23 protein-coding genes are annotated in these 21,434 nt (G+C 65.4%); 11 read left to right on the forward strand and 12 right to left on the reverse strand.

Annotation, left to right across the window (positions count from 1 at the left end):
• The first annotated feature begins 158 nt into the window (after window positions 1-158).
• Window positions 159-2,939 carry a DNA gyrase subunit A gene (gene gyrA, locus AABQ55_RS13945; protein ID WP_272805423.1) on the forward strand — a complete coding sequence of 927 codons (2,781 nt, stop codon included), beginning with the start codon at window positions 159-161 and terminating at the stop codon, window positions 2,937-2,939.
• A 221-nt stretch (window positions 2,940-3,160) separates the two neighbouring features.
• Here the strand turns inward: gyrA and AABQ55_RS13950 are convergent, their stop codons facing one another.
• Window positions 3,161-3,307: a hypothetical protein gene (locus tag AABQ55_RS13950; RefSeq protein WP_244765526.1), complete on the reverse strand. Its 147-nt coding sequence runs from the start codon at window positions 3,305-3,307 to the stop codon at window positions 3,161-3,163.
• 13 nt (window positions 3,308-3,320) lie between these two features.
• Window positions 3,321-3,446 carry a hypothetical protein gene (locus AABQ55_RS13955; protein WP_256388514.1) on the reverse strand — a complete coding sequence of 42 codons (126 nt, stop codon included), beginning with the start codon at window positions 3,444-3,446 and terminating at the stop codon, window positions 3,321-3,323.
• Between the two features lie 249 nt (window positions 3,447-3,695).
• On the opposite strand from AABQ55_RS13955, the gene coaD reads away from it, so the two are divergent.
• From coaD to tgt, 6 genes are all read left to right on the forward strand, one after another.
• A complete protein-coding gene (coaD, locus tag AABQ55_RS13960) occupies window positions 3,696-4,190 on the forward strand; it encodes a pantetheine-phosphate adenylyltransferase (protein WP_272805424.1) in 495 nt (164 codons plus the stop codon).
• Window positions 4,191-4,223: 33 nt separating this feature from the next.
• Window positions 4,224-4,793 (forward strand): peptidylprolyl isomerase, encoded by a 570-nt coding sequence (locus AABQ55_RS13965; RefSeq protein ID WP_272805425.1) that lies wholly within the window; start codon window positions 4,224-4,226, stop codon window positions 4,791-4,793.
• 82 nt (window positions 4,794-4,875) lie between these two features.
• Window positions 4,876-5,391, forward strand: coding sequence for a peptidylprolyl isomerase (locus AABQ55_RS13970; protein ID WP_064330060.1), 516 nt, complete (start codon window positions 4,876-4,878; stop codon window positions 5,389-5,391).
• Window positions 5,392-5,471: 80 nt separating this feature from the next.
• Complete coding sequence (locus AABQ55_RS13975) at window positions 5,472-5,921, forward strand: DMT family transporter (RefSeq protein WP_272805426.1); 450 nt, start codon at window positions 5,472-5,474, stop codon at window positions 5,919-5,921.
• Between the two features lie 8 nt (window positions 5,922-5,929).
• The gene (gene queA / locus AABQ55_RS13980) at window positions 5,930-6,997 is read left to right on the forward strand and encodes a tRNA preQ1(34) S-adenosylmethionine ribosyltransferase-isomerase QueA (RefSeq protein ID WP_272805427.1); all 1,068 of its coding nucleotides are present in this window, start codon (window positions 5,930-5,932) and stop codon (window positions 6,995-6,997) included.
• Window positions 6,994-8,124 (forward strand): tRNA guanosine(34) transglycosylase Tgt, encoded by a 1,131-nt coding sequence (gene tgt / locus AABQ55_RS13985; RefSeq protein WP_272805428.1) that lies wholly within the window; start codon window positions 6,994-6,996, stop codon window positions 8,122-8,124. The genes queA and tgt overlap by 4 nt, the downstream gene beginning before the upstream one ends.
• 24 nt (window positions 8,125-8,148) lie before the next feature.
• Here the strand turns inward: tgt and AABQ55_RS13990 are convergent, their stop codons facing one another.
• Window positions 8,149-8,565: a DUF4864 domain-containing protein gene (locus tag AABQ55_RS13990; protein ID WP_272805429.1), complete on the reverse strand. Its 417-nt coding sequence runs from the start codon at window positions 8,563-8,565 to the stop codon at window positions 8,149-8,151.
• 213 nt (window positions 8,566-8,778) lie between these two features.
• Entirely contained in the window at window positions 8,779-9,300 is a 522-nt protein-coding gene (locus AABQ55_RS13995) for a GNAT family N-acetyltransferase (RefSeq protein WP_272805430.1), read from the reverse strand.
• Between the two features lie 404 nt (window positions 9,301-9,704).
• Here AABQ55_RS13995 and AABQ55_RS14000 point away from each other — a divergent pair, with 404 nt between their 5' ends.
• The gene (locus AABQ55_RS14000) at window positions 9,705-10,649 is read left to right on the forward strand and encodes a phosphoribosylaminoimidazolesuccinocarboxamide synthase (RefSeq protein WP_272807459.1); all 945 of its coding nucleotides are present in this window, start codon (window positions 9,705-9,707) and stop codon (window positions 10,647-10,649) included.
• Here the strand turns inward: AABQ55_RS14000 and AABQ55_RS14005 are convergent.
• The 8 genes from AABQ55_RS14005 to AABQ55_RS14040 all read right to left on the reverse strand — a co-directional run bounded on the left by AABQ55_RS14005 (window position 10,637) and on the right by AABQ55_RS14040 (window position 18,370).
• Window positions 10,637-11,464 (reverse strand): MBL fold metallo-hydrolase, encoded by an 828-nt coding sequence (locus tag AABQ55_RS14005; protein WP_272805431.1) that lies wholly within the window; start codon window positions 11,462-11,464, stop codon window positions 10,637-10,639. The genes AABQ55_RS14000 and AABQ55_RS14005 overlap by 13 nt on opposite strands.
• 2 nt (window positions 11,465-11,466) lie before the next feature.
• On the reverse strand, window positions 11,467-12,246 hold the full coding sequence (locus AABQ55_RS14010; RefSeq protein ID WP_272805432.1) for a TatD family hydrolase: 780 nt from the start codon (window positions 12,244-12,246) through the stop codon (window positions 11,467-11,469).
• Window positions 12,247-13,797: a methionine--tRNA ligase gene (gene metG, locus AABQ55_RS14015; RefSeq protein ID WP_272805433.1), complete on the reverse strand. Its 1,551-nt coding sequence runs from the start codon at window positions 13,795-13,797 to the stop codon at window positions 12,247-12,249. It abuts the gene before it with no gap.
• Between the two features lie 77 nt (window positions 13,798-13,874).
• A complete protein-coding gene (locus AABQ55_RS14020) occupies window positions 13,875-14,906 on the reverse strand; it encodes a DNA polymerase III subunit delta' (RefSeq protein ID WP_272805434.1) in 1,032 nt (343 codons plus the stop codon).
• Window positions 14,903-15,586: a dTMP kinase gene (tmk, locus tag AABQ55_RS14025; RefSeq protein ID WP_272805435.1), complete on the reverse strand. Its 684-nt coding sequence runs from the start codon at window positions 15,584-15,586 to the stop codon at window positions 14,903-14,905. The genes AABQ55_RS14020 and tmk overlap by 4 nt, the downstream gene beginning before the upstream one ends.
• Before the next feature lie 108 nt (window positions 15,587-15,694).
• Window positions 15,695-16,858: a D-alanyl-D-alanine carboxypeptidase family protein gene (locus AABQ55_RS14030; RefSeq protein ID WP_272805436.1), complete on the reverse strand. Its 1,164-nt coding sequence runs from the start codon at window positions 16,856-16,858 to the stop codon at window positions 15,695-15,697.
• Window positions 16,859-16,935: 77 nt separating this feature from the next.
• Window positions 16,936-17,952 carry a septal ring lytic transglycosylase RlpA family protein gene (locus AABQ55_RS14035; protein WP_272805437.1) on the reverse strand — a complete coding sequence of 339 codons (1,017 nt, stop codon included), beginning with the start codon at window positions 17,950-17,952 and terminating at the stop codon, window positions 16,936-16,938.
• 202 nt (window positions 17,953-18,154) lie between these two features.
• On the reverse strand, window positions 18,155-18,370 hold the full coding sequence (locus tag AABQ55_RS14040) for a hypothetical protein (protein WP_244765509.1): 216 nt from the start codon (window positions 18,368-18,370) through the stop codon (window positions 18,155-18,157).
• 253 nt (window positions 18,371-18,623) lie between these two features.
• Between AABQ55_RS14040 and AABQ55_RS14045 the strand changes: the two genes are divergently transcribed.
• The 3 genes from AABQ55_RS14045 (at window position 18,624) to AABQ55_RS14055 (ending at window position 21,407) form a co-directional block, all read left to right on the forward strand.
• Complete coding sequence (locus AABQ55_RS14045; RefSeq protein ID WP_272805438.1) at window positions 18,624-19,385, forward strand: hypothetical protein; 762 nt, start codon at window positions 18,624-18,626, stop codon at window positions 19,383-19,385.
• 105 nt (window positions 19,386-19,490) lie between these two features.
• Window positions 19,491-20,969 (forward strand): D-alanyl-D-alanine carboxypeptidase, encoded by a 1,479-nt coding sequence (locus AABQ55_RS14050; protein WP_272805439.1) that lies wholly within the window; start codon window positions 19,491-19,493, stop codon window positions 20,967-20,969.
• A gap of 165 nt (window positions 20,970-21,134) precedes the next feature.
• The gene (locus AABQ55_RS14055; protein WP_272807460.1) at window positions 21,135-21,407 is read left to right on the forward strand and encodes a hypothetical protein; all 273 of its coding nucleotides are present in this window, start codon (window positions 21,135-21,137) and stop codon (window positions 21,405-21,407) included.
• Window positions 21,408-21,434 lie beyond the last annotated feature (27 nt).

The following is a 21,434-nucleotide window of genomic DNA, read 5'->3' on the forward strand; positions in this document are numbered from 1 at the left end:
GGGCGGCCGGACCATCGCGCCGCCACGGCCATGAAAATGCGCAAATTGGCGGATTTTACTTGGAAAAGCCTGTTCAAAACCCCTCGTGAAATTGGCGCTCCCAGCGCCGGTAGGCTATAAAATTCCCTTCTGATTCTGAACAACGATCGTGACCGAAATTGACAGAGCAATCGACACCCGGCGGCAAGAACCCTCCCGGCATTGAGCCTATTTCCATCATCGAGGAAATGCAGCGGTCCTATCTCGATTACGCGATGAGCGTGATCGTGTCCCGCGCATTGCCCGATGTGCGCGACGGCCTGAAGCCCGTTCACCGGCGCATCCTCTACTCGATGAGCGAGATGGGCGTCGACTGGAACAAGAAATACGTGAAGTCGGCGCGCGTCACCGGTGACGTGATGGGTAAATACCATCCGCATGGCGACGCGGCGATCTACGACGCCCTGGCGCGCATGGCGCAGGACTGGTCGCTCCGCCTGCCGCTGATCGACGGCCAGGGCAATTTCGGTTCCATCGACGGCGACCCGCCGGCCGCCCAGCGTTATACGGAATGCCGCCTGGAAAAGGCCGCCCATTCCCTGCTCGACGACCTCGATAAGGAAACGGTCAACTTCCGCGACAACTACGACGGCACGATGAGCGAGCCGGTCGTCGTGCCGGCAAAGTTCCCGAACCTGCTGGTCAACGGGGCAGGCGGCATCGCCGTCGGCATGGCGACGAACATTCCGCCGCATAACCTTTCCGAAGTCATCAACGGCTGTATCGCGCTCATCGACAATCCGGCAATCGAGCTTCTTGAGCTGATGCAGCACATTCCCGGCCCGGACTTCCCGACCGGCGCGCTGATCCTCGGCCGTGCCGGCATCCGCCAGGCCTACGAGACCGGCCGCGGCTCCGTCATCATGCGCGGCCGCGCCCATATCGAGCCGATGCGCGGCGACCGCGAGCAGATCATCGTCACGGAAGTTCCCTTCCAGGTGAACAAGGCGTCGATGATCGAGAAGATGGCCGAGCTGGTGCGCGAAAAGCGCATCGAGGGCATCTCGGACCTGCGCGACGAATCCGACCGTCAGGGCTACCGCGTCGTCATCGAGCTGAAGCGCGACGCCAATGCCGACGTCATCCTGAACCAGCTCTACCGCTACACGCCGCTGCAGACCTCCTTCGGCTGCAACATGGTGGCGCTGAACGGCGGCAAGCCGGAGCAGATGACGCTGCTCGACATGCTGCGCGCCTTCGTCGCCTTCCGCGAGGAGGTCGTCAGCCGCCGCACGAAATACCTCCTGCGCAAGGCGCGCGACCGCGCCCATGTCCTGGTGGGTCTCGCCATCGCCGTCGCCAATATCGACGAGGTGATCAGCCTCATCCGCCGCGCGCCCGATCCGCAGACGGCGCGCGAGCAGCTGATGGAGCGCCGCTGGCCGGCCAAGGACGTCGACGCGCTGATCCGCCTCATCGACGACCCGCGCCACCGCATCAACGAGGACCTGACCTACAATCTCTCCGAAGAGCAGGCCCGCGCGATCCTCGAGCTGCGCCTCGCCCGCCTCACGGCCCTCGGCCGCGACGAGATCGACGAGGAACTCAACAAGATCGGCGAGGAGATCAAGGATTACCTCGATATCCTCTCCTCGCGCCTGCGCATGATGAACATCGTCAAGGAAGAGCTCATCGCCGTGCGTGAGGAGTTCGGCACGCCGCGCCGCACCGAGATCGCCGAGGGCGGCCCGGACATGGACGACGAGGATCTCATCGCCCGCGAGGACATGGTCGTCACCGTATCGCATGCCGGTTACGTCAAGCGCGTGCCGCTCGCCACCTACCGCGCGCAGCGCCGCGGCGGCAAGGGCCGCTCCGGCATGGCGATGAAGGACGAGGATTTCGCGACCCGCCTCTTCGTCGCCAACACGCACACGCCGGTCCTGTTCTTCTCCTCGCGCGGCATCGTCTACAAGGAGAAGGTCTGGCGCCTGCCGATCGGCACGCCGCAGTCAAAGGGCAAGGCGCTGATCAACATGCTGCCGCTCACCCCCGGCGAGCGCATCACCACCATCATGCCGCTGCCCGAGGACGAGACGACGTGGGAAAACCTCGACGTCATGTTCTCGACGACCCGCGGCACGGTGCGCCGCAACAAGCTGTCCGACTTCGTCCAGGTCAACCGCAACGGCAAGATCGCGATGAAGCTGGAGGAAGAGGGCGACGAGATCCTCAATGTCGAGACCTGCACGGAAAACGACGACGTGCTGCTGACGACGGCGCTCGGCCAGTGCATCCGCTTCCCGGTCGATGACGTGCGCGTCTTCGCCGGCCGCAACTCGGTCGGCGTGCGCGGCATCTCGCTGGGCAGCGGCGACCGCATCATCTCGATGACGATCGTCAGCCATGTCGATGCCGAGCCGTGGGAGCGCGCCGCCTACCTGAAGCGTTCCGCCGCGGAACGCCGCGCCAGCGGCGTCGACGAGGAGGACATCGCGCTGGTCGGCGAGGAGGTCGGCGAAGTCGGCGACCTGTCCGAAGAGCGCTACCAGGACTTAAGGTCCCGCGAGCAGTTCGTGCTGACGGTGTCGCAGAAGGGTTTCGGCAAGCGGTCGTCCTCCTACGACTTCCGCACCTCCGGCCGCGGCGGCAAGGGCATCCGCGCCACCGACACCTCGAAGACCAGCGAGATCGGCGAACTCGTCGCCGCCTTCCCGGTCGAGGACAAGGACCAGCTCATGCTCGTCTCCGATGGCGGCCAGCTGATCCGCGTGCCGGTCGACGGCATCCGCATCGCCAGCCGCGCAACGAAGGGCGTCACCATCTTCTCCACCGCCAAGGACGAGAAGGTCGTCTCGGTCGAGCGCATCAGCGAGCCGGAAGGCGAGGACGAGGCGGACGGCAACGGCATCGAAGGCGAGATCGACGCCGGGGATGCAGCACCGCCCGCCGAGGAATAGGCCGGAAACGGTCCGGCCTTCGCAATCGAAACAAGACGGGGCCTTTCCGGCAGTCACCGGAAAGGGCCCGTCTTCTTGAAACGGAAAAGCCGGACGGGCAGGGAACGACCGTCCGGCTTTTCAATTGTGCGGGCAGCCTGGAGGAAAGGCTACCCGCTCTGACGGCGGCATACGTGCTGCGGCATCCTGCGCCGGGGGCGCTGTGCCGCAGGGGGGCGTTCTCAGACGCCGAAGCCGCCTGCTTGGGTTTTCAGCTTGGCCGCCTTCAGGGCTGCGCGATCCCGTTTCAGTTCAAGGATCGTGCGCGCGAAGTCGAAGGTGAAGACGGTGCTGATGAAGATCGTGAAGAGGATGGTGAGCGCGGCCATGGTGCTATCCCGCTCAACGCAGCCACTTGCCGCGGGCGGCGATTTTCGGCGTTGCCGGGCGATCCTCTTCCCGCAGCGCATGGATGGTCGCGGCGGTAAGGGCGATGAACATGGTCATGCAGAGTAGAGCGAGGGCCATTTTCGTGTTCCTTCAAGCCTAAGGAAACGCATTACTTGTTTCACTGTGTTGTGCCGGGAGAATGCGCGAGGGCGACCTTTGTTCCCGGCTCCGATGCTGCTATTTAGACATGGCCTGCCTGAAATGGTCTTGAACGGCCCGTTCATGCCGCGTTCATGTTCTTGGCAGGGGACAGCGCGGGCTGCGACAGGCCGCGCCCTTGCGGAAAGGGGCCGTCCGTGACAAAAGGCGGCAAACGGGACCCCGCCGATGACAGCTGCCTTCTACCCTGGCTCTTTCGATCCGATCACCAACGGCCATATCGACGTGCTCGTGCAGGCGCTGGACGTGGCGCCCAAGGTCATCGTCGCGATCGGCATCCATCCCGGCAAGACGCCGCTGTTCTCCTTTAAGGAGCGCGCGGACCTCATCCGCCAATCGATCGTCGAGGCGTTGCCGGCGCGGGCAGGGGATGTCAGCGTCGTTTCCTTTTCCAATCTCGTCGTCGATGCCGCGCGCGAGCACGGCGCGCGCCTCTTGATCCGCGGCCTGCGCGACGGCACGGATCTCGACTATGAAATGCAAATGGCCGGCATGAACCGCCAGATGGCGCCGGACGTGCAGACCGTCTTCCTGCCGGCGGGCGTCGCCTCGCGGCCCATTACCGCCACATTGGTCCGCCAGATCGCGGCCATGGGCGGCGATGTCAGTGCCTTCGTTCCGGCGCCCGTCTTCACGGCGCTGAAAGCCCGCAAGACGGGCTGAGCCCATCATCCTGAACCCCCTTAGGGAGCTATCATGAACATCCTCCGTTTCGCCTTTGCAGGAGCCCTGTTCCTTGCGACCACCACGAGCGCCGTCGTTGCCCAGGCGGCCGAGTTCATCACGATCCAGCTCAAGGACGGCCCGGTCGTCGTCGAGCTGAACGACAAGGTCGCACCCAAGCATGTGGAGCGCATCAAGGCGCTCGCCGCCGCCGGCGAATACGACAATGTCGCCTTCCACCGCGTGATCGAGGGCTTCATGGCGCAGACCGGCGACGTGCAGTTCGGCGACATGGAAGACGGCTTCCAGCCGGGCGCGGCCGGCACGGGCGGCTCCAGCCAGCCGGACCTGCCGCAGGAATTCTCCGATGTGCCCTTCGAGCGCGGCACGGTCGGCATGGCCCGTTCGCAGGATCCGAACTCGGCCAACTCGCAGTTCTTCATCATGTTCGCCCCGGGCGACTTCCTGAACGGCCAGTACACGGTCGTCGGCAAGGTCGTTTCCGGCATGGAGAACGTCGACAAGATCAAGCGCGGCGACGAGGCCAGCAATGGCGCGGTCACCGATCCCGACCGGATGATCAAGGTCATCGTCGGCAAGTAATTCACTTTTCGGTGTGTCGCCTGTTGCAATTAAGGAACGGCGACACACCTTTTGCGCAACATGCCTTTGAAGGAGAAAGACCATGGCCGAGATCAAGGATCCGGAAAACACCATCATCATGGAGACCACGAAGGGCAAGGTGGTCATCCAGCTGCTTCCGGATCTCGCGCCGGGCCACGTCGCGCGTATCAAGGAACTGACGCGCGAGGGCGCCTATGACGGCGTCGTCTTCCACCGCGTCATCGAGGACTTCATGGCCCAGACCGGCGACGTGCAGTACGGCAAGACCGGCGGCAAGGACTTCAACCCGGCCCGCGCCGGCATGGGCGGCTCGGAAAAGCCGGACCTCAAGGCCGAGTTCTCCAACATGAGCCATGTGCGCGGCACCTGCTCCATGGCCCGCAGCCAGATGCCGAACTCGGCCAATTCGCAGTTCTTCATCTGCTTTACCGACGCCCCCTGGCTCAACAAGCAGTATTCCGTCTGGGGCCAGGTCGTCGAAGGCATGGAAAACATCGACAAGATCAAGCGCGGCGAGCCGGTGCGCGATCCCGACACCATCGTCTCGATGAAGGTTGCCGCCGACGTGGCGGCCTGATAGAGAACCTTTCGTTTTCGACCGCGCTCGCCCCGGCGGGCGCGGTTTTTCTTTGTGCGCTTTTCAAGAGACAAGTCGATATGGCTGCTTTCCTCTGGGCGCTGCTCGGCATTGCGGCGGGCGCGTGCATCGCCATCCAGGCTCCCATCAATGCGTTGCTCGGCCGCGGGCTCGGCATGCCGGTCGCCGCCGCCTGCGTCTCGTTCTTCGCGGGCGCGCTCGTCCTCGCCCTCGTCGTTCTCGTCACCGCCGCCGCCGAGGGCCGGGCACCGGACTGGCGCGGCGCGGATGCCTGGCTCTATTTTGCCGGCGGCGCGCTCGGCACGGTCTATGTGACGACCGCCATCTTCCTGACGCCGCGCATCGGCGCCGCCGCCGTCATGGCCTTCGCCGTTTCCGGCCAGCTCATGGCCGGCATCCTGCTCGACCGGATCGGCTTTCTCGGCATGGCCGTGCGCGAGATTTCCCTCGGCCGTATCGCGGGGGCCTTGCTGCTCGTCGTCGGCGCGCTGCTGATCCGCTTGTACTGAGGCCCGGCATGCGCGTCGACCTCTTCGATTTCGATCTTCCGGAAGACAACATCGCGCTGCGCCCGGTGAGCCCACGCGAGGCGGCGAGGCTGCTCGTCGTGCGCCCGGGGCAGGAGACGCCCTACGCGGACCGCACCGTCGGCGACCTGCCGTCGCTGCTGCGCGCCGGTGATGCGCTGGTCTTCAACGACACACGCGTCATCCCCGCCCAGCTCGAGGGCATCCGCCATCGCACGGGCGCCGGCGGCCAGAAGGTGTCCGCGACGCTGCACATGCGCATCGCCGGCGACCGCTGGAAGGCTTTTGCGAGGCCCGGCAAGCGCATCAAGCGCGGCGACCGCATCGTCTTCGGCGCGGCGGAGGCGCTTTCGGCGACCGTCGAAGAGAAAGGCGAGGGCGGGGAGGTCACCCTGCATTTCGACGCCTCCGGTCCCGATCTCGACCGCGCCATCGCCGCCGTCGGCCATATCCCGCTGCCGCCCTACATCGCCTCCAAGCGCGAGGATGACGAGGCGGACCGCCGCGACTACCAGACGATCTACGCGCGCGAGGAGGGTGCCGTCGCGGCGCCGACGGCCGGCCTGCACTTCACCGACGCCCTCTTCGAAAAACTCGACGCGCTCGGCGTCGAGCGGCATTTCGTGACGCTGCATGTCGGCGCCGGCACCTTCCTGCCCGTGAAGGCCGACGACACGACCGACCACGTCATGCACGAGGAGATCGGCCATGTCTCCGCGGGGACGGCCGCCGCGCTCAACGCCGTCAGGGCGAGGGGCGGGCGCATCGTCTCCGTCGGCACCACCTCGCTGCGCCTCCTCGAAAGCGCAGCTGACGAAGACGGCACGATCAAGCCCTGGTCCGGCGCGACGGGTATCTTCATTACGCCCGGCTACCGCTTCCGCACGGCCGACATGCTGATGACCAATTTCCATCTGCCGAAATCGACGCTCTTCATGCTGGTCTCCGCCTTTTCGGGCCTGGAGACGATGCGCGGCGCCTATGCCCATGCGATCGCTGGCGGCTACCGCTTCTATTCCTACGGCGACTCCAGCCTGCTTTTCCGGAACGACCGATGACCGAAACCTTCCAGTTCAAACTGCTTGCGACCGACGGCAAGGCGCGCCGCGGCGAGGTCTCCATGCCGCGCGGCGTAATCCGCACGCCGGCCTTCATGCCGGTCGGCACGGTGGGCACCGTCAAGGCGATGTATCTCGACCAGGTGCGCGAGCTCGGCGCCGACATCATCCTCGGCAACACCTATCACCTGATGCTGCGCCCCGGCCCGGAGCGCGTCGCGCGCCTCGGCGGCCTGCACGAGCTCATCCGCTGGCCGCACCCGATCCTCACCGATTCGGGCGGCTTCCAGGTCATGTCGCTGTCCGGCCTGCGCAAGCTCGACGAACAGGGCGTCACCTTCAAGAGCCATGTCGACGGCGCTTTGCACCACATGTCGCCGGAGCGCTCGATCGAGATCCAGGGCCTGCTCGACAGCGACATCCAGATGCAGCTCGACGAATGCGTGGCGCTGCCGGCCTCGCCGAAGGAAATCGAGCGCGCCATGGAGATGTCGCTGCGCTGGGCCGAGCGCTGCAAGACCGCCTTCGGCGACCAGCCGGGCAAGGCGATGTTCGGCATCGTGCAGGGCGGCGACATCCCGCACCTGCGCGTCCGCTCCGCGCAGGCGCTCGCCGAGTTGAACCTCAAGGGCTACGCCATCGGCGGCCTTGCCGTCGGCGAGCCGCAGGAGGTCATGCTCGACATGATCGACACGACCGTGCCGCACATGCCGACCGAGAAGCCGCGCTACCTGATGGGCGTCGGCACGCCGGACGACATGTTGAAATCCGTCGCCCGCGGCATCGACATGTTCGATTGCGTGATGCCGACCCGCTCCGGCCGCCATGGCCTCGCCTTCACCCGCCGCGGCCGCATCAACCTGCGCAATGCGCGCCACGCCGAGGACATGCGCCCGCTCGACGAGGAATCGACGTGCCCGGCGGCGCGCGCCTATTCGCGCGCCTATCTGCACCACCTCATCCGCGCCAACGAATCCCTCGGCGGCATGCTGCTCACCTGGAACAACCTCTCCTACTACCAGGACCTGATGGCCGGCATCCGCAAGGCGATCGAGGAGGGGCGTTTTGCCGATTTCATGGTGGAGACGCAGGAGAACTGGGCGAGGGGCGATCTCGCCCCTCTCTGAGGGCGTGTTCCGCGCTTGGATTGCTCAGATCTGCGGCCCCGGCGCGGTGCGCACCATGTGCACGCCGTTGATCTTGTAGCTGCCGTCCGGCTGCTTCACGACCTGGTAGAGCGCCGTCCAGTCCTTGCCGTCCTGCCCTGAGATCAGCACCTCCTGCACCACCGTGTCATCCGCGACCTTGAAGCGGCCGAAGGCGAAATTGCCCGGGCGGTAGACCGGCGCGTAACCCTTCTTCACCATGTCGAAGAAGGCGTCCTCGGTTGGAAACTTCCCGCGGATGGTCGGCGAGGCGAAGGAATAGGCGGTCTTCGCATCGTCGTTCAGGAAGGCGGTTATCTGGCTTTGGATGATACCCTGTACGGTATCGACGGGTTCTTCCGCCCGGGCATTGGAGAGTGGGAACAGCGAAACGCAAAGGAACACGGCGGCAAGCATTTTCATGGCGCACACTCCTTTTCGGACGAAGCTAGAATAGCATGGACGCCTGAAAAGAACCGCCATGCAGAAGGGTGCACTGGTTGCCGGGGAAACTATTCATGAATTTCGTTATAAAACAGAAATTTGCTGAATAAATATAAAGTATGAATTTAATATCACTTGTTTGTGATATATCGGGGTGTTCCATGGCCGCGCGGCGGCTGGCGGCGCGAATGCCTATGCCTTCCGGAAGACGACGATGTCGCTTCCCTGATAGATCGAGCGGGCGAATTCGTAGAACCCGTGTCGCTCGGCAAGCCGGATGGAGGCCGTGTTTGCAGGGTCGATGATGCAGGTCACAGGCAGGCCGCCGTGGTTCGCCTCCGCCCAGGGCAGCATCGCATCCAGCGCCTCGCTGGCATAGCCGCGGCCATGGAAGCCCGGGAGCAGGCCCCAGCCGGCTTCCAGCGTGTCTTCGATGCTGGGCGTCATCTCGCGGCGCATCTCATGGAAGCCGGCTTCGCCGATGAGCTGGCCGGACGCCTTGTCCGTGACCGCCCAGAAGCCGAAGTTCATGACGCTCCACATGCCGATATGGCGCAGCAGGCGGATCCAAGACTGTTCGCGAGACAGCGGCACGCCGCCGATGTAGCGCACGACTTCGGGCATCGTCCACATCGCGGTCATGGCATCGAGATCGTCCGGGCGAAAGCCGCGCAGGACGAGACGGTCGGTTTCAAGCACAGGGATGTCGGGCATCGGGATCGTGGCGGAGGCTGGAAGATGTGGCGATCTGGGGAATGGACGTCGGCTTCGATCGGGAAAGCCGCTGGCCGGGATTCGGGATATTCTACTACGAATTGTTCGGGACCGTCGATATCGCGTGAACGAAAGTGGCGGTAATCGGCGCAGGCGAGACGCGCCTGGCATCGCGGGACGACGTTTTAATGCGAAGGCATTGAATTCATGGGCGTGCCATAGCCCGTAGGGGGGCGTATCTTCCCGTATCCATAAGTCACATAAGATAGATTATGGAACTAACTATTGCCCGCAAGGACCCAAACCCTCTGGAAATCCGGTTTCCGCCTTGACCCTTCACCACCCGTGGCCTTAAGCGAAACGGCAGACGAAACCAACAGCGAAAGCCCGCCACGATGAGCGATTTGCGCATTCTCTCCGACGCCCATATCCCGGAACTGCCGAACCGCTACAACGGCAAGGTCCGCGAAAACTACGACCTTGCGGACGGCAGCCGCGTCATCATCGCGACGGACCGTCTCAGCGCCTTCGACGTCATCCTCACCGCCATTCCCTTCAAGGGCCAGGTTCTCACCCAGACGGCGCGCTACTGGTTCGAGGAAACCGCCGACATCTGCCCGAACCACGTCATTTCCTATCCGGACCCGAACGTCGTCATCGGCACGCGGCTCGACATCCTGCCGGTCGAGATCGTCGTGCGCGGCTATCTCGCCGGCACGACCAGCACCTCGATCCTGACGAAATACCGCAAGGGCGAGCGCGAAATGTACGGCATCACGCTGCCGGATGGCCTGAAGGACAACGAGAAGCTGCCCGAGCCGATCATCACGCCGACCAGCAAGGCCTTCGACGGCGGTCACGACGAACCGCTCTCCGGCGCGGAAATCCTTGAGCAAGGCCTGCTGACGCCCGCGCAATGGGAAACGGTGTCGCGCTATGCGCTGGCGCTCTTTGCGCGCGGACAGGCCCGTGCGGCCGAACGCGGGCTGATCCTCGTCGATACCAAATACGAGTTCGGCACGGACAAGGACGGCCGCATCGTGCTGGCCGACGAGATCCACACGCCGGATTCGAGCCGCTACTGGATCGCCGACAGCTACGAGCAGAGTTTCGCCACGGGTGGCCGCCCGGCGAGCTTCGATAAGGATTTCGTGCGCGCCTGGGTCACCGAGCGCTGCGATCCCTACAAGGACCCGATCCCGGAAATCCCGCGCGCGCTCGTCGAGCAGACCTCGAAGGTCTATATCCAGGCCTACGAGCAGATCACCGGCAAGACCTTCGTGCCCGACCTTTCGGGCGCGACGGTGCTGGAGCGGATCCGTAACAACCTGAAACCCTATTTCGCCTGATCGTCCGGAAGTTCGATCTCGAAGCTGAGCCCGTCAAACGCCGGTTCCACATGGTCCGGCGTTTCCCCTTGCACCGTGTCGTAATCGAGCGGCACGTGCATATGGGTCAGGATGGCGCGTGCCGGTTTCAGCCGCTCGATCCATTCCAGCGCCTGGCTGAGCGACAGGTGGCTGGAATGGTAGCGGTATTGCAGGGCATCGACGATCAGCACGTCGAGACCCTCGAGCCGCGCGACCGTCTCGTCCGGGAAGTCGCTGATATCGCTGCAGTAAGCGACATTGCCGATGCGGAAGCCGAGCGAATGGATGGAGCCGTGCACCTGGAGGAGGGGCTGGAAGGTGATCGCGCCCCCTCGCCCGCCGATCGTCAACGGCGCATCCATCGGCTCGATCAGGTTTTCCGTCACGATGGGCGGATACATGCTGCCCGGCGGCGTCTTCAGGCAGTAGCCGAACCCCTCGCGGATGCGCTCCATCGTCACCGGATCGGCCCAGATCGGCACCTGCTTGTGGTTCTGCAGCACGAAGCCGCGGATATCGTCGATGCCGTGGATATGGTCGGCATGGGCGTGCGTGTAGAGCACCGCGTCGATGCCTTCCACGCCCGCGGCGATCATCTGCATGCGGAAGTCCGGCCCCGTATCGATGACGACGGTGGTCCTGCCTCCCGGGCCGACCTGCTCGACGAGGAAGGCGGCGCGGCTGCGGCGGTTCTTCGGATTGGCAGGATCGCAGGCGCCCCAGTCGCCGGTGATGCGCGGCACGCCGGGCGAGGAGCCGCAGCCGAGGATGGTGAAGCGCCGTGTCGTGGCCACGGTTACACCCGCGGCATCTTCGAGAAGATGCGGAAGGCGTTTTCGGTGGTGATGCGGGCGATATCGTCCTCGCTGACGCCGACGGTCTCCGCCAGCACGGCGGCGGTGTGCGCCACATAGGCCGGCTCGTTGCGTTTTCCCCGATAGGGTTTCGGCGCGAGGTAGGGTGCGTCGGTCTCGACCAGCATGCGCTCCGGCGGCACGGTTTTCGCGATCTCGCGCAGCTCTTCCGATTTCGGGAAGGTCAGGATGCCGGAGAAGGAGACGTAGCCGCCGAGCGCCACGCCGGTGCGGGCAAGCTCCGGGCCGGAGGAGAAGCAATGCAGCAGGAAGGGAAAGGCCCCCTTCCCCGTTTCCTCGGTCAGGATCGCCGCCATGTCCTCGTCTGCCGAGCGGCTGTGGATGACCAGCGGCAGGCCGGTTTCCCGCGCGGCGGCGATGTGGTTGCGAAGGCCGATGGCCTGGGCCTCGCGCGGTGCATTGTCGTAGAAATAGTCGAGCCCCGCCTCGCCGATCGCCACGACGCGCGGGTGCTTCGAGAGTTCGACCAGCTCCGAGACCGGAATGTCGAGCTCCTCGTCCGCATTGTGCGGATGGGTGCCGACCGAGCAGAAGACGGACGGGTATTTTTCCGCGATCGCCAGGATCGCGGGGAATTTCTTCACCCGCGTCGAGATGGTGATCATCTGCGTCACCCCGGCCGCGTGCGCCCGCGCGACGATAGCGTCGCGCTCCGCTTCGAAGTCGGGGAAATCCAGATGGCAATGGGTATCGATCAGCATTTACGCCTCGGGCGCGACGTAACGCGGGAAGACCGGGGTGGGCGCTTCCAGCGGCGTGCCGCTGACGAGGCGGCCGGCTTCGCCGAGCGCCGCGAAATCGCGCTTTTCGACGGGCGCGGCGACGAGATCGAGCAGCTTGCGGCCGGATTTCGGCATGAAGGGCTGAAGCAGGATTGCGATCTGCCGCACGACTTCCGCCGTCACATAAAGCACGGTGCCCATGCGGACAGGGTCGGTCTTCTTCAGCGCCCAGGGCGCTTCGCCGGCGAAATAGCGGTCGGCCTCGGAGACGACGGCGATGATCGCGGCCAGCGCCTTGTGGATCTGCTGCCTGCCCATCTCCTCGCGGGTGATGGCGTGCAGCGCATCGACGGAGGCGAGCATGGCGCGGTCTGCGTCGGAAAGGTCGCCGCACTCCGGCACCTTGCCGTCGCAGTTCTTGACGATCATCGACAGCGAGCGGCTGGCGAGGTTGCCGATGCCGTTGGCGAGGTCCGAGTTGATGCGGGTCGCGATGCCCTCCTCGCTATAGCTTCCGTCCTGGCCGAAGGAGACCTCGCGCAGGAAGAAGTAGCGGATCGGGTCGAGGCCGAAATGGTTGACGAGGTTGACCGGGTCGACCACGTTGCCGAGCGACTTCGACATCTTCTCGCCCTTGTTGAGCAGGAAGCCGTGGGCGAAGACGCGGCCCGGCAGCGGCAGGCCGGCAGACATGAGGAAGGCCGGCCAGTAGACGGCGTGGAAGCGGATGATGTCCTTACCGATGATGTGGATGTTCGCCGGCCAGTATTTGGCGCGCGGCCCCTCGGGATCGGTGAGATAGCCGGTCGCGGTGACGTAGTTGGTCAGCGCGTCGACCCAGACATACATGACATGCGCCGGGTCGTCCGGAACCGGAATGCCCCAGTCGAAGGTGGTGCGCGAGACCGACAGGTCCTTGAGGCCGGACTTGACGAAGGAGATCACCTCGTTGCGGCGCTCGGCCGGGCCGATGAAGTCCGGATTGTCCTCGTAATGCTTCAGCAGCCTGTCCTGGTAGGCGGAAAGGCGAAAGAAGTAGCTCTCCTCCTCCACCCATTCGACGGGCGTGCCCTGCGGGCCGTAGCGCACGCCGTCGTCGCGCGTCTCCGTCTCGTTTTCCTGGTAATAGGCCTCGTCGCGCACGGAATACCAGCCGGCATAACCGCCCTTGTAGATGTCGCCATTGGCGGCCATGCGGCGCCAGATCTCGGCGCAGGCCTCGTAGTGGCGCTCTTCCGTCGTACGGATGAAGTCATCGTTCGACGCATTAAGAAGAACGGCCATATCCTTGAATTCTTTCGAATTCCGATCGGCAAGATCGCGCGGAGAAATGCCTTCCTTGCGCGCCGTCTGCTGCATCTTCTGGCCATGCTCGTCCGTGCCGGTCAGGAAGAACACGTCGCGCCCGTCCAGCCGCTGGTAGCGCGCCATGGCATCCGTCGCGATCAGCTCGTAGGCATGGCCGATATGCGGCTTGCCGTTCGGATAGGAAATGGCGGTCGTGATATAGAAACGGGACGTATCGGTCATGGCAGCGTTCTGTCTTCGGTTGTGCAATGCCGCAAGGTATTAGACCATGCGGGCGGCAAGGGAAACAGCAAGTTCGCTTAAAGCGCGGCGCGGATGTCGTCGAGCACGGTGATGATCGTCTGCTTGCGATCGAGATTGTAGCCTTGCGCTATGGCGATGCGCTCGCCGAGCTGCGAGGAGAGGTGGGCGAGGCGGTCGGCGCGGGCCAGGTCACCGGAAAGGGCGGCGTTGCGGGCTGCATCCGTCACGAAATCGGTGGCATGCTGGCAGAAGAAGGAGAAGACCGTGTCGCTGTCCTTCGCCGAAAGCACGTCGGCGAGCTTGTGCACGTCGCGGCGCGGCGGCTCGGCCGGCGCCTCGACGATGGTGCGGAAGGCCTCCACGATGTCGAAGCCGCCGTAATTGGTGAGCTTCAGCGCTTCGGAGACGCTGCCATGGGCGGCGGCAAGCACCTCCCCTGCCCGCGGGCCAGCGGGCGATGCGCCGAGGCTGCCGAGGGCGGCGGCGAGATCGTCCTGCGACAGCGGCGACAGCGCCAGCGGCAGGCAGCGCGAGCGGATGGTCGGCAGGAGTTTACCGGGAGCGTGCGTGAGCACGAGGAAGAGCGAGCGCTTCGGCGGCTCTTCCAGGATCTTCAGGATGGCGTTGGCGGCGTTGCGGTTGAGGTCGTCGGCGGGATCGATGATGACGATGCGCCAGTTGCCGGTGCCCGATGTCTGCGCCAGGAATTTTCCGGCCTTGCGCACCTCGTCGACCGTGATGAAGGCCTTCACCTTGCCGGTCTTCTCGTCCACCGGGCGGGTGAGATGCAGGAGATTGTGCGAGGCGCCGGCGGCAAGCTGCCGGGTGACCGGCGAGGCGGGCGACGGATCGGCGATCGTCTCCGGCGCCTCGGCGGGTTCCGGATGGTGGAGAACGTGGTTGGCGAAGCGGAAGGCGAGCGTCGCCTTGCCGATGCCGTTCGGCCCCTCGATCAGGATGGCGTGATGCCCCTTGCCGGAGCGATAGGAGCGCGCGAGGAAAGCCTCCGCCTCGGCATGGCCGAAGAGTTTCGTCTGTTCGGCGGGATGCACCGCGCCGTCGAGAATACCGGGCCGCTCCTCGCTCACGAGACGTGCTCCGGATCCAGCCGGCCGTGGGCGGTGATGGGCAGCAGCGGCTCGACGAGAGCGAGCACCTCTGCGGCGATGGCATCCTGGGCCTGCGTCGCATCCACCACGCGGCAGCGCAGCGGCTCACGCTCGGCGATGTCGAGAAAGGCCTCGCGGCGCTTTTCGTGGGTCTCCAGCTCTTCCTTCTCGAAGCGGTCGGGCGCCTCGCTCTCGCCCGCGCCGCGCTTGCGGGCGCGCTCCAGGCCGATGGCGGCGGGCAGGTCGAAGATGATCGTGCAATCGGGCACGACGCCGTTGACGGCAACGCGCTCCAGCGCCTCGAGGAAGGGCTGTTCGAGATTGCCGGTGATGCCCTGGTAGACGCGCGAGGAATCCATGAAGCGATCGCACAGCACGACCGTGCCGGCGGCCAGCGCCGGACGGATGACCTCCTCGACATGGTCGCTGCGCGCGGCGGCGAAGAGCATCGCCTCCATGCGGATGCCATAGGGTTCGGCGGCGCCCGAGAGGAGGACGTGGCGCACCGCCTCCGCGCCCTTGGAGCCGCCCGGCTCGCGCGTCATCAGCACGGTGAGGCCGCGCGCGCGCAACGCGTCGGCCAGAAGCCGGATCTGCGTCGACTTTCCGGCGCCCTCGCCGCCCTCGAACGTGACAAACAAACCCGGTGCGGCCGACAAATCCTGTTTCCGTTTTTACGCGCGATATCCGGCAGGGCCGGGATGACTCGGGACACTACTAACCCATGTTTCCGGCCGGCGAAACGCTTTTCGCCCTGCTCCACCCCGTCAGATCCAGAAGAAGAACAGTTCGATCAGCGCATCGAGCGCGCGGGCGCGCAGCGTGCCGACGCCCACGCTTCCCGCCGTCTCCACCGGCACCTCGCGCAGAAGCTGCTTGTCGTTCCAGATCTTCAGCATGCCGACCGCCTGCCCCGGCGTCACCGGCGCGCGCACCGGCCAGTTGTAGACGACGCGCGCGACGAGGCGCTGCGAATTGTCCTTCGGCAGGAACACGTCGACCTGCTCGCCCGCGACCAGCGGCACCGTCGAGGCATCGCCGCCATAGACGCTCGCATCGGCGATCGCTTCGCCCTCCTTGAACAGCGTGCGGCGTTCGAAGGAGGAGAGCGCCCATTCGATGATGCGGCGGGATTCGTCGATACGCGCCTTGTCGCTCTCCATGCCGCCCATGGCGAGCACGAGGTGCTTGCCGTCCCGGTTGACCGCCGCGACGATGGAGTAGCCGCCCTCCTCCGAAAACCCGGTGACGAAGCCGGTGACGCCGATATTGAGCGCCAAGAGCGGATTGCGGTTGCGCTGCTTGATCTTGTTCCACTCGAATTCCGGCTCGAGATAGTAGCGCATGTGCTGCGGATAGCGCGTCTGGAGGTGCCGTGCGAGCGCCACCATCTCGCGCATCGTCACCGTGTTGCCGGGGTTCGGCAGGCCGGTCGCGTTGGCGAAGCTCGATTTCTCGAGCCCGAGCGCCCGCGCGTCCGCCGTCATCCGCTCGGCAAAGGCCGTCTCCGAGCCGGCAAGGCCTTCGGCGAGGACGATGCAGGCATCGTTGGCGAACTGCACCGTGACGCCGCGGATGAGGTCTTCCACGCGCGGCGTCGATTTCAGGGCGGCGAACATGGTGGAGGTGCGCGACGGCGCCCCGCCGGTGCGCCAGGCATATTCGGTGACGGGATAGGTCGTGTCGAGCGTCGTCTCGCCGCTTGCGAGCGCCTTGAAGACGCTCGCCATGGTCATCAGCTTGGCGAGCGAGGCGGCCGGCACCGCCTCGTCTTCGGCGCGTGCGAACAGCACCGTGCCGGTTTCCGCCTCGATGAGGTAGACCTGCTTCGCCTTGACGTCGAAACCGACCTGCGGCGCGGCCGACTGGGCGAACGCAAGGCTTGCGACGGACAGCAGGAGGATAAGGGCGGCGAAAAGGCGGCGATGCATGGCGACTCCGGATGTCGTCACACTCCCACAGCCGCCCGCATGGCGCAAACGGCTTCGGGAACGCGGGCGATCGGCGATCAGCCCGCGTTGCCGGCCAGCGCCGAGAGCGGCGTCAGCCTGCCGTCGATCGTCAGGATGGCATCGAAGGCGCCGGCGGCATCCCGCACGCGCTCGTCCGCATAGGCGGCGGCATAGCTCGGATCGGCGGAAAGCTGCGGCACGACGTTCGGCCGCTCGATCGGCAGCGGACCGATCTCCGGCAGCATGACGAACTGTTCCATCGCCTGGAAGGCCTCGCTTGCCGGCGTGGTCTTGGCGAGCGCCGTCATCGTGCTCTCGGCCGGCACGGTCAGCACGCCCTCGCCCTGGCCGACGCCCGGCAGCGCGCTGTTGTCGGCCGAGGCCACCATGACGCCCGTGGCGATCTGCCCGCCCGGATCGACCGCCGGAACGCGCGAGCCCTTGGTGACGTAGGAGGCCATGAGATAGGGCATGTCGTTGCCCTCGAGCGGCGCCTTGCCGACATATTGCACGCGCACCTTGGCCGTGCCGGTGCGCTTCATGTCGAGGAGGTCGGCGGTCTTGGAGGAAACGTCGATCACGCGGCCTTCGTGGAACGGGCCGCGGTCGTTGACGCGCACCACGACGGACGTACCGTTCTCCATGTTGGTCACGCGCGCATAGCTCGGCAGCGGAAAGGTCGGATGGGCGGCGGAAAGATGGTACTTGTCGTAGACTTCGCCGTTCGCCGTCCTGCGGCCATGGAAGGCGGAACCATACCAGGAGGCAAGACCGGTCTTGTTGTAGCCCGGCTCCTCCTTCGGCTGATACCACTTGCCGCGAACCTGGTAGGCCTTGCCGACCTGGTAGCGGCCGCCGCCCTTCGGCACGGCCTGCCCTTCCTCGACGACGCGCGGGCTCGCCTTCACGCCATATTCGGACTCGGCGAAGAATTCCTTGCTGCGCACCTTCTTCTTCGGCGCCGGCGTCGTCGTCGCACAGGCGGCAAGGCCCGCGCAGACCAGAGGAATAGTGAGCAACCTCAGGCCCTTGCCGAACCGGGTCGCGTTCTTCTCGAAGTTTTTATGTCCCACGCCGCTATTGTCCCCGACGGTGTGCCAGCCAACTGCCTTGCCCCTGCAAGCCGGCCGTCAATGCCACTCAGTAAATAACAGTCCGTTAATCATGCCAATAAGATGGCAAAATTGCGAACGGATGGAAGCCCCGTGGCGAGCTTCCATGATTCATGGTTTCCGGATGGTTAAGCGCAAGGCGCTTTCATCGCCGTCTTCAACGTCACGAGGCCGGAACCTGCAGCACGTCGAAGAGTTGCTCCGGGTCGCGTACGCCGTGTCGATAGAGCGTGATGATCGACCGGGCGAGCGACCGCGCGCGGGCCTCGTCGAGGCCGGGAGTGTTTGTTGCCGCCAATCGGGTGAAGACACGCTGCAGGACGACGAGGTCCTGCGGCTCGAATATGCCGATATGCGCGGGGTCTCGAAGCACGTCCATGGCTGCCTCCCCTGTTCCGCATCCAGCCGGCATGATTGCTGTCGGGTGCAGACGCGATTCTAGGAGCAGAATGCGTCAGCAACAAGTCGGGAAATCTTGCAGGACCGGCCCCGCGGCCCTCGCAGGGCATGACGCGCCGGCCCTTTCTCGACCGCCCGATCTCAACCAAAAATTAACCCTGTTCGCAGAGGCTCCGCACAGGGTCGAAGCACCGGGAAAGCCGAGTCAGACCGGGCCATCGAGGGTGGAAGAGATGACAGCGGCAACGACCGGCAACGACGAACACGCCCCCCTCATCTCCCATCGCCTGCTGACGCGCCTGACGATCGGCGTCGCCGTGCTGGCGAGCCTGACGGTGGCGATCAGCGTCGCCGGCCGCATGCTCGGCGAGCGCATCGCGCAGGCGGGGCATACGGAAAGCGCCGAGCTCGTCGACGTGGTCATCGGTCAGGACCAGATCCGGCTTCCCGCCAACACGATCCGCTTCGAGGAGCAGCGCCAGACCGGGCGCACCGAACGGGTCGACCTTTACCTCACCTGGCCGGAAATGCAGGGCTATTCCAATGCGCAGCGCAGCCGGTTCAACGATGCCAGCCGGCCGGAAGGCCTGGTTTTCCTCAATCTTTCGCAGAGCACCATGTCGAAGGACATGTCCGGCCGGCTGGAGCCGATCTACAGCCACCTTTTCGGCGACGAGCCCGGGCCCGGCCCTGCCGGCCTCACCCTGCGGCGCCTGAAGGAGAACTCCGGTTACGGCGACGAAGTGTTCTTCACGGGCACCCTGCCGGACGGCACCGGCTATGCGGTGCGCTGCATGATTCCGGCCGACGAAACGCAATCGACCAGCGCCGATTGCCAGCGTGATATCCACATCGGCCGGGATCTTTCCGTGCTTTACCGTTTTTCGAGCAGACTTTTGCCGCAGTGGCAGGCCATGGAGGCGCGCATTCGCGACTATCTCGGCCGCTCGCTCATCCGCAACGGCCGCCCCTCGTCCACCGGCTTCGGCCGATAAAACACCGCTAACCTCAGAAACCAATGATTCATCATAAACCGATTGGTAACGCTATCTCGCTACTGTGCCGGAAATGGTCGATCCGGGCGGTCAGGTCCGGACAGCATGTGCAATCCGAGAATGAAGAGTAACGTAGTGTCCCGTTCCGTATTCCTCGATTTCCTCCCCCGCTCCTGCCAGGCATTTGCCACTGCGGCGAAAGGTCTGGTGATGATCGGAATGGTCGCCACCGTCGCGGTCGCCACCCCGGCCGAAGCCAATCCGAAATATTCCGGCATCGTCATCGACGCCAAGACGGGCAAGGTGCTCTACAGCGAGGATGCGGACGCGCTGCGCTATCCCGCCTCGCTCACCAAGATGATGACGCTCTACCTCACCTTCGAGGCGCTGGAGGCCGGGAAGATCCGCCTCAACACCCGCGTCCCCTTCTCCAAGAACGCCGCGAGCGAACCGCCGACGAAGCTCGGTGTCGGCGCCGGCAATTCGATCACCGTCGAACAGGCGATGCTCGGCCTCATCACCCGCTCGGCGAACGACGCCTCCACGGCGCTCGCCGAATTCCTCGGCGGCTCGGAAGAGCGCTTCGCCCGCATGATGACGCAGAAGGCGCGCGCGCTCGGCATGACGCGCACCGTCTACCGCAACGCCAACGGCCTTCCCAACACGGCACAGGTGACGACCGCCCGCGACCAGGCCCGCCTCGGCATCGCGCTGCGCCAGCACTTTCCGCAATATTACGATTATTTCTCCGTCCGCAGCTTCCGCTTCGGCAAGCAGACGATCAACGGCCACAACCGGCTGCTCGGCACCGTGCGCGGCGTCGACGGCATCAAGACCGGCTATACCCGCGCTTCCGGCTACAACCTCGTGACCTCGGCCGTGGCCGACGGGCGCAGCGTCGTCGGCGTCGTCATCGGCGGCCGCTCGGGCGCTGCCCGTGACCAGCAGATGCGCAAGCTCATCGCCACCTACATGCCGAAGGCCTCGCGCCGCGGCGGCGGCAACCTGATCGCCGAAACCAAGGATGCCCCGACGCTGACTGCCGAGGTCGCCGGCAAGGCGGTCACCGCATCGGTTTCCGGCAGCCTCGACCTGCCGGAGAACGGCCCGATCCCGACCTATCGCTACAATGAGGCCCGCATCGAGACGGCCTATGCCGCCACGTCGGACGCGGCTTCGGAAGTCGTCGGCAAGCGCGCCCTCGCCGCAACGCTGAAGATCCAGCGCGACGCGGCCGTGCCGCCGGCGGACCTGACCGAACAGGGGGATGCGGGCGGCGCCGTCGACGAGCTGACCACCTCCTCCACCGTTGCCTCGCTCGCCACGGATGCCGTGCCCTCGGGCTGGGTCATCCAGATCGGCGCGACGCCCGACAAGGGCCAGGCACAGGACCTGCTTTCCAAGGCGAAGAACCAGGGCGGCAAGGCGCTTTCCAGCGCGCAGCCCTTCACGGTCGCCGTCAACAGCGGCAGCCAGCAGCTGTTCCGCGCCCGCTTCGGCGGCTTCGACAACCAGGACCGCGCGACGGCCGCCTGCAAGGCGCTGAAGCGCAAGGGTTTCGCCTGCTGGGCCAGCCAGCAGTAAGAACGACCGGACGCGCCGAACCACCGGCGCGCTCCCTCAAATCTCGCCTTGCGCCAGCACAGTCACCGGACAGGTAGTGCATCCCGGGACTGCGGAGCAAGGCAGGCGGAATGTCGCGAAAGCGGCTCTGCCATCCTCGATTGGGTAATGCGTACGAGGCAGATCATGGCGATGAACGAGAACCTGTTCGATGCTCCCCCCGCAGCCGGCGCGGAAAAGCGCAGGTCGCTGAAGGGCACGCTCCACCCGCTGCACGAGGCAGCGATGCGGATCGCGGATATCGGGCTCGGCCGTTCGCGCAACAGGACGAAGGATCTCGTCGGCATGCTGCTCGCCCATGGCGCCAGGGCTTGGCGCTCGGGCCAGCCGGCCGCCGGGATCCATCTCCATGTCGGCGTCAGCGAGTGCCGCCATCCGGTTCGCCTGCGCCTGCGCTGAGGGTCGCCTGAACCGGCGACGCGCCCC

It is taken from the genome of Shinella sp. WSD5-1, from assembly GCF_963942435.1.
GTDB lineage: Bacteria > Pseudomonadota > Alphaproteobacteria > Rhizobiales > Rhizobiaceae > Shinella > Shinella yambaruensis.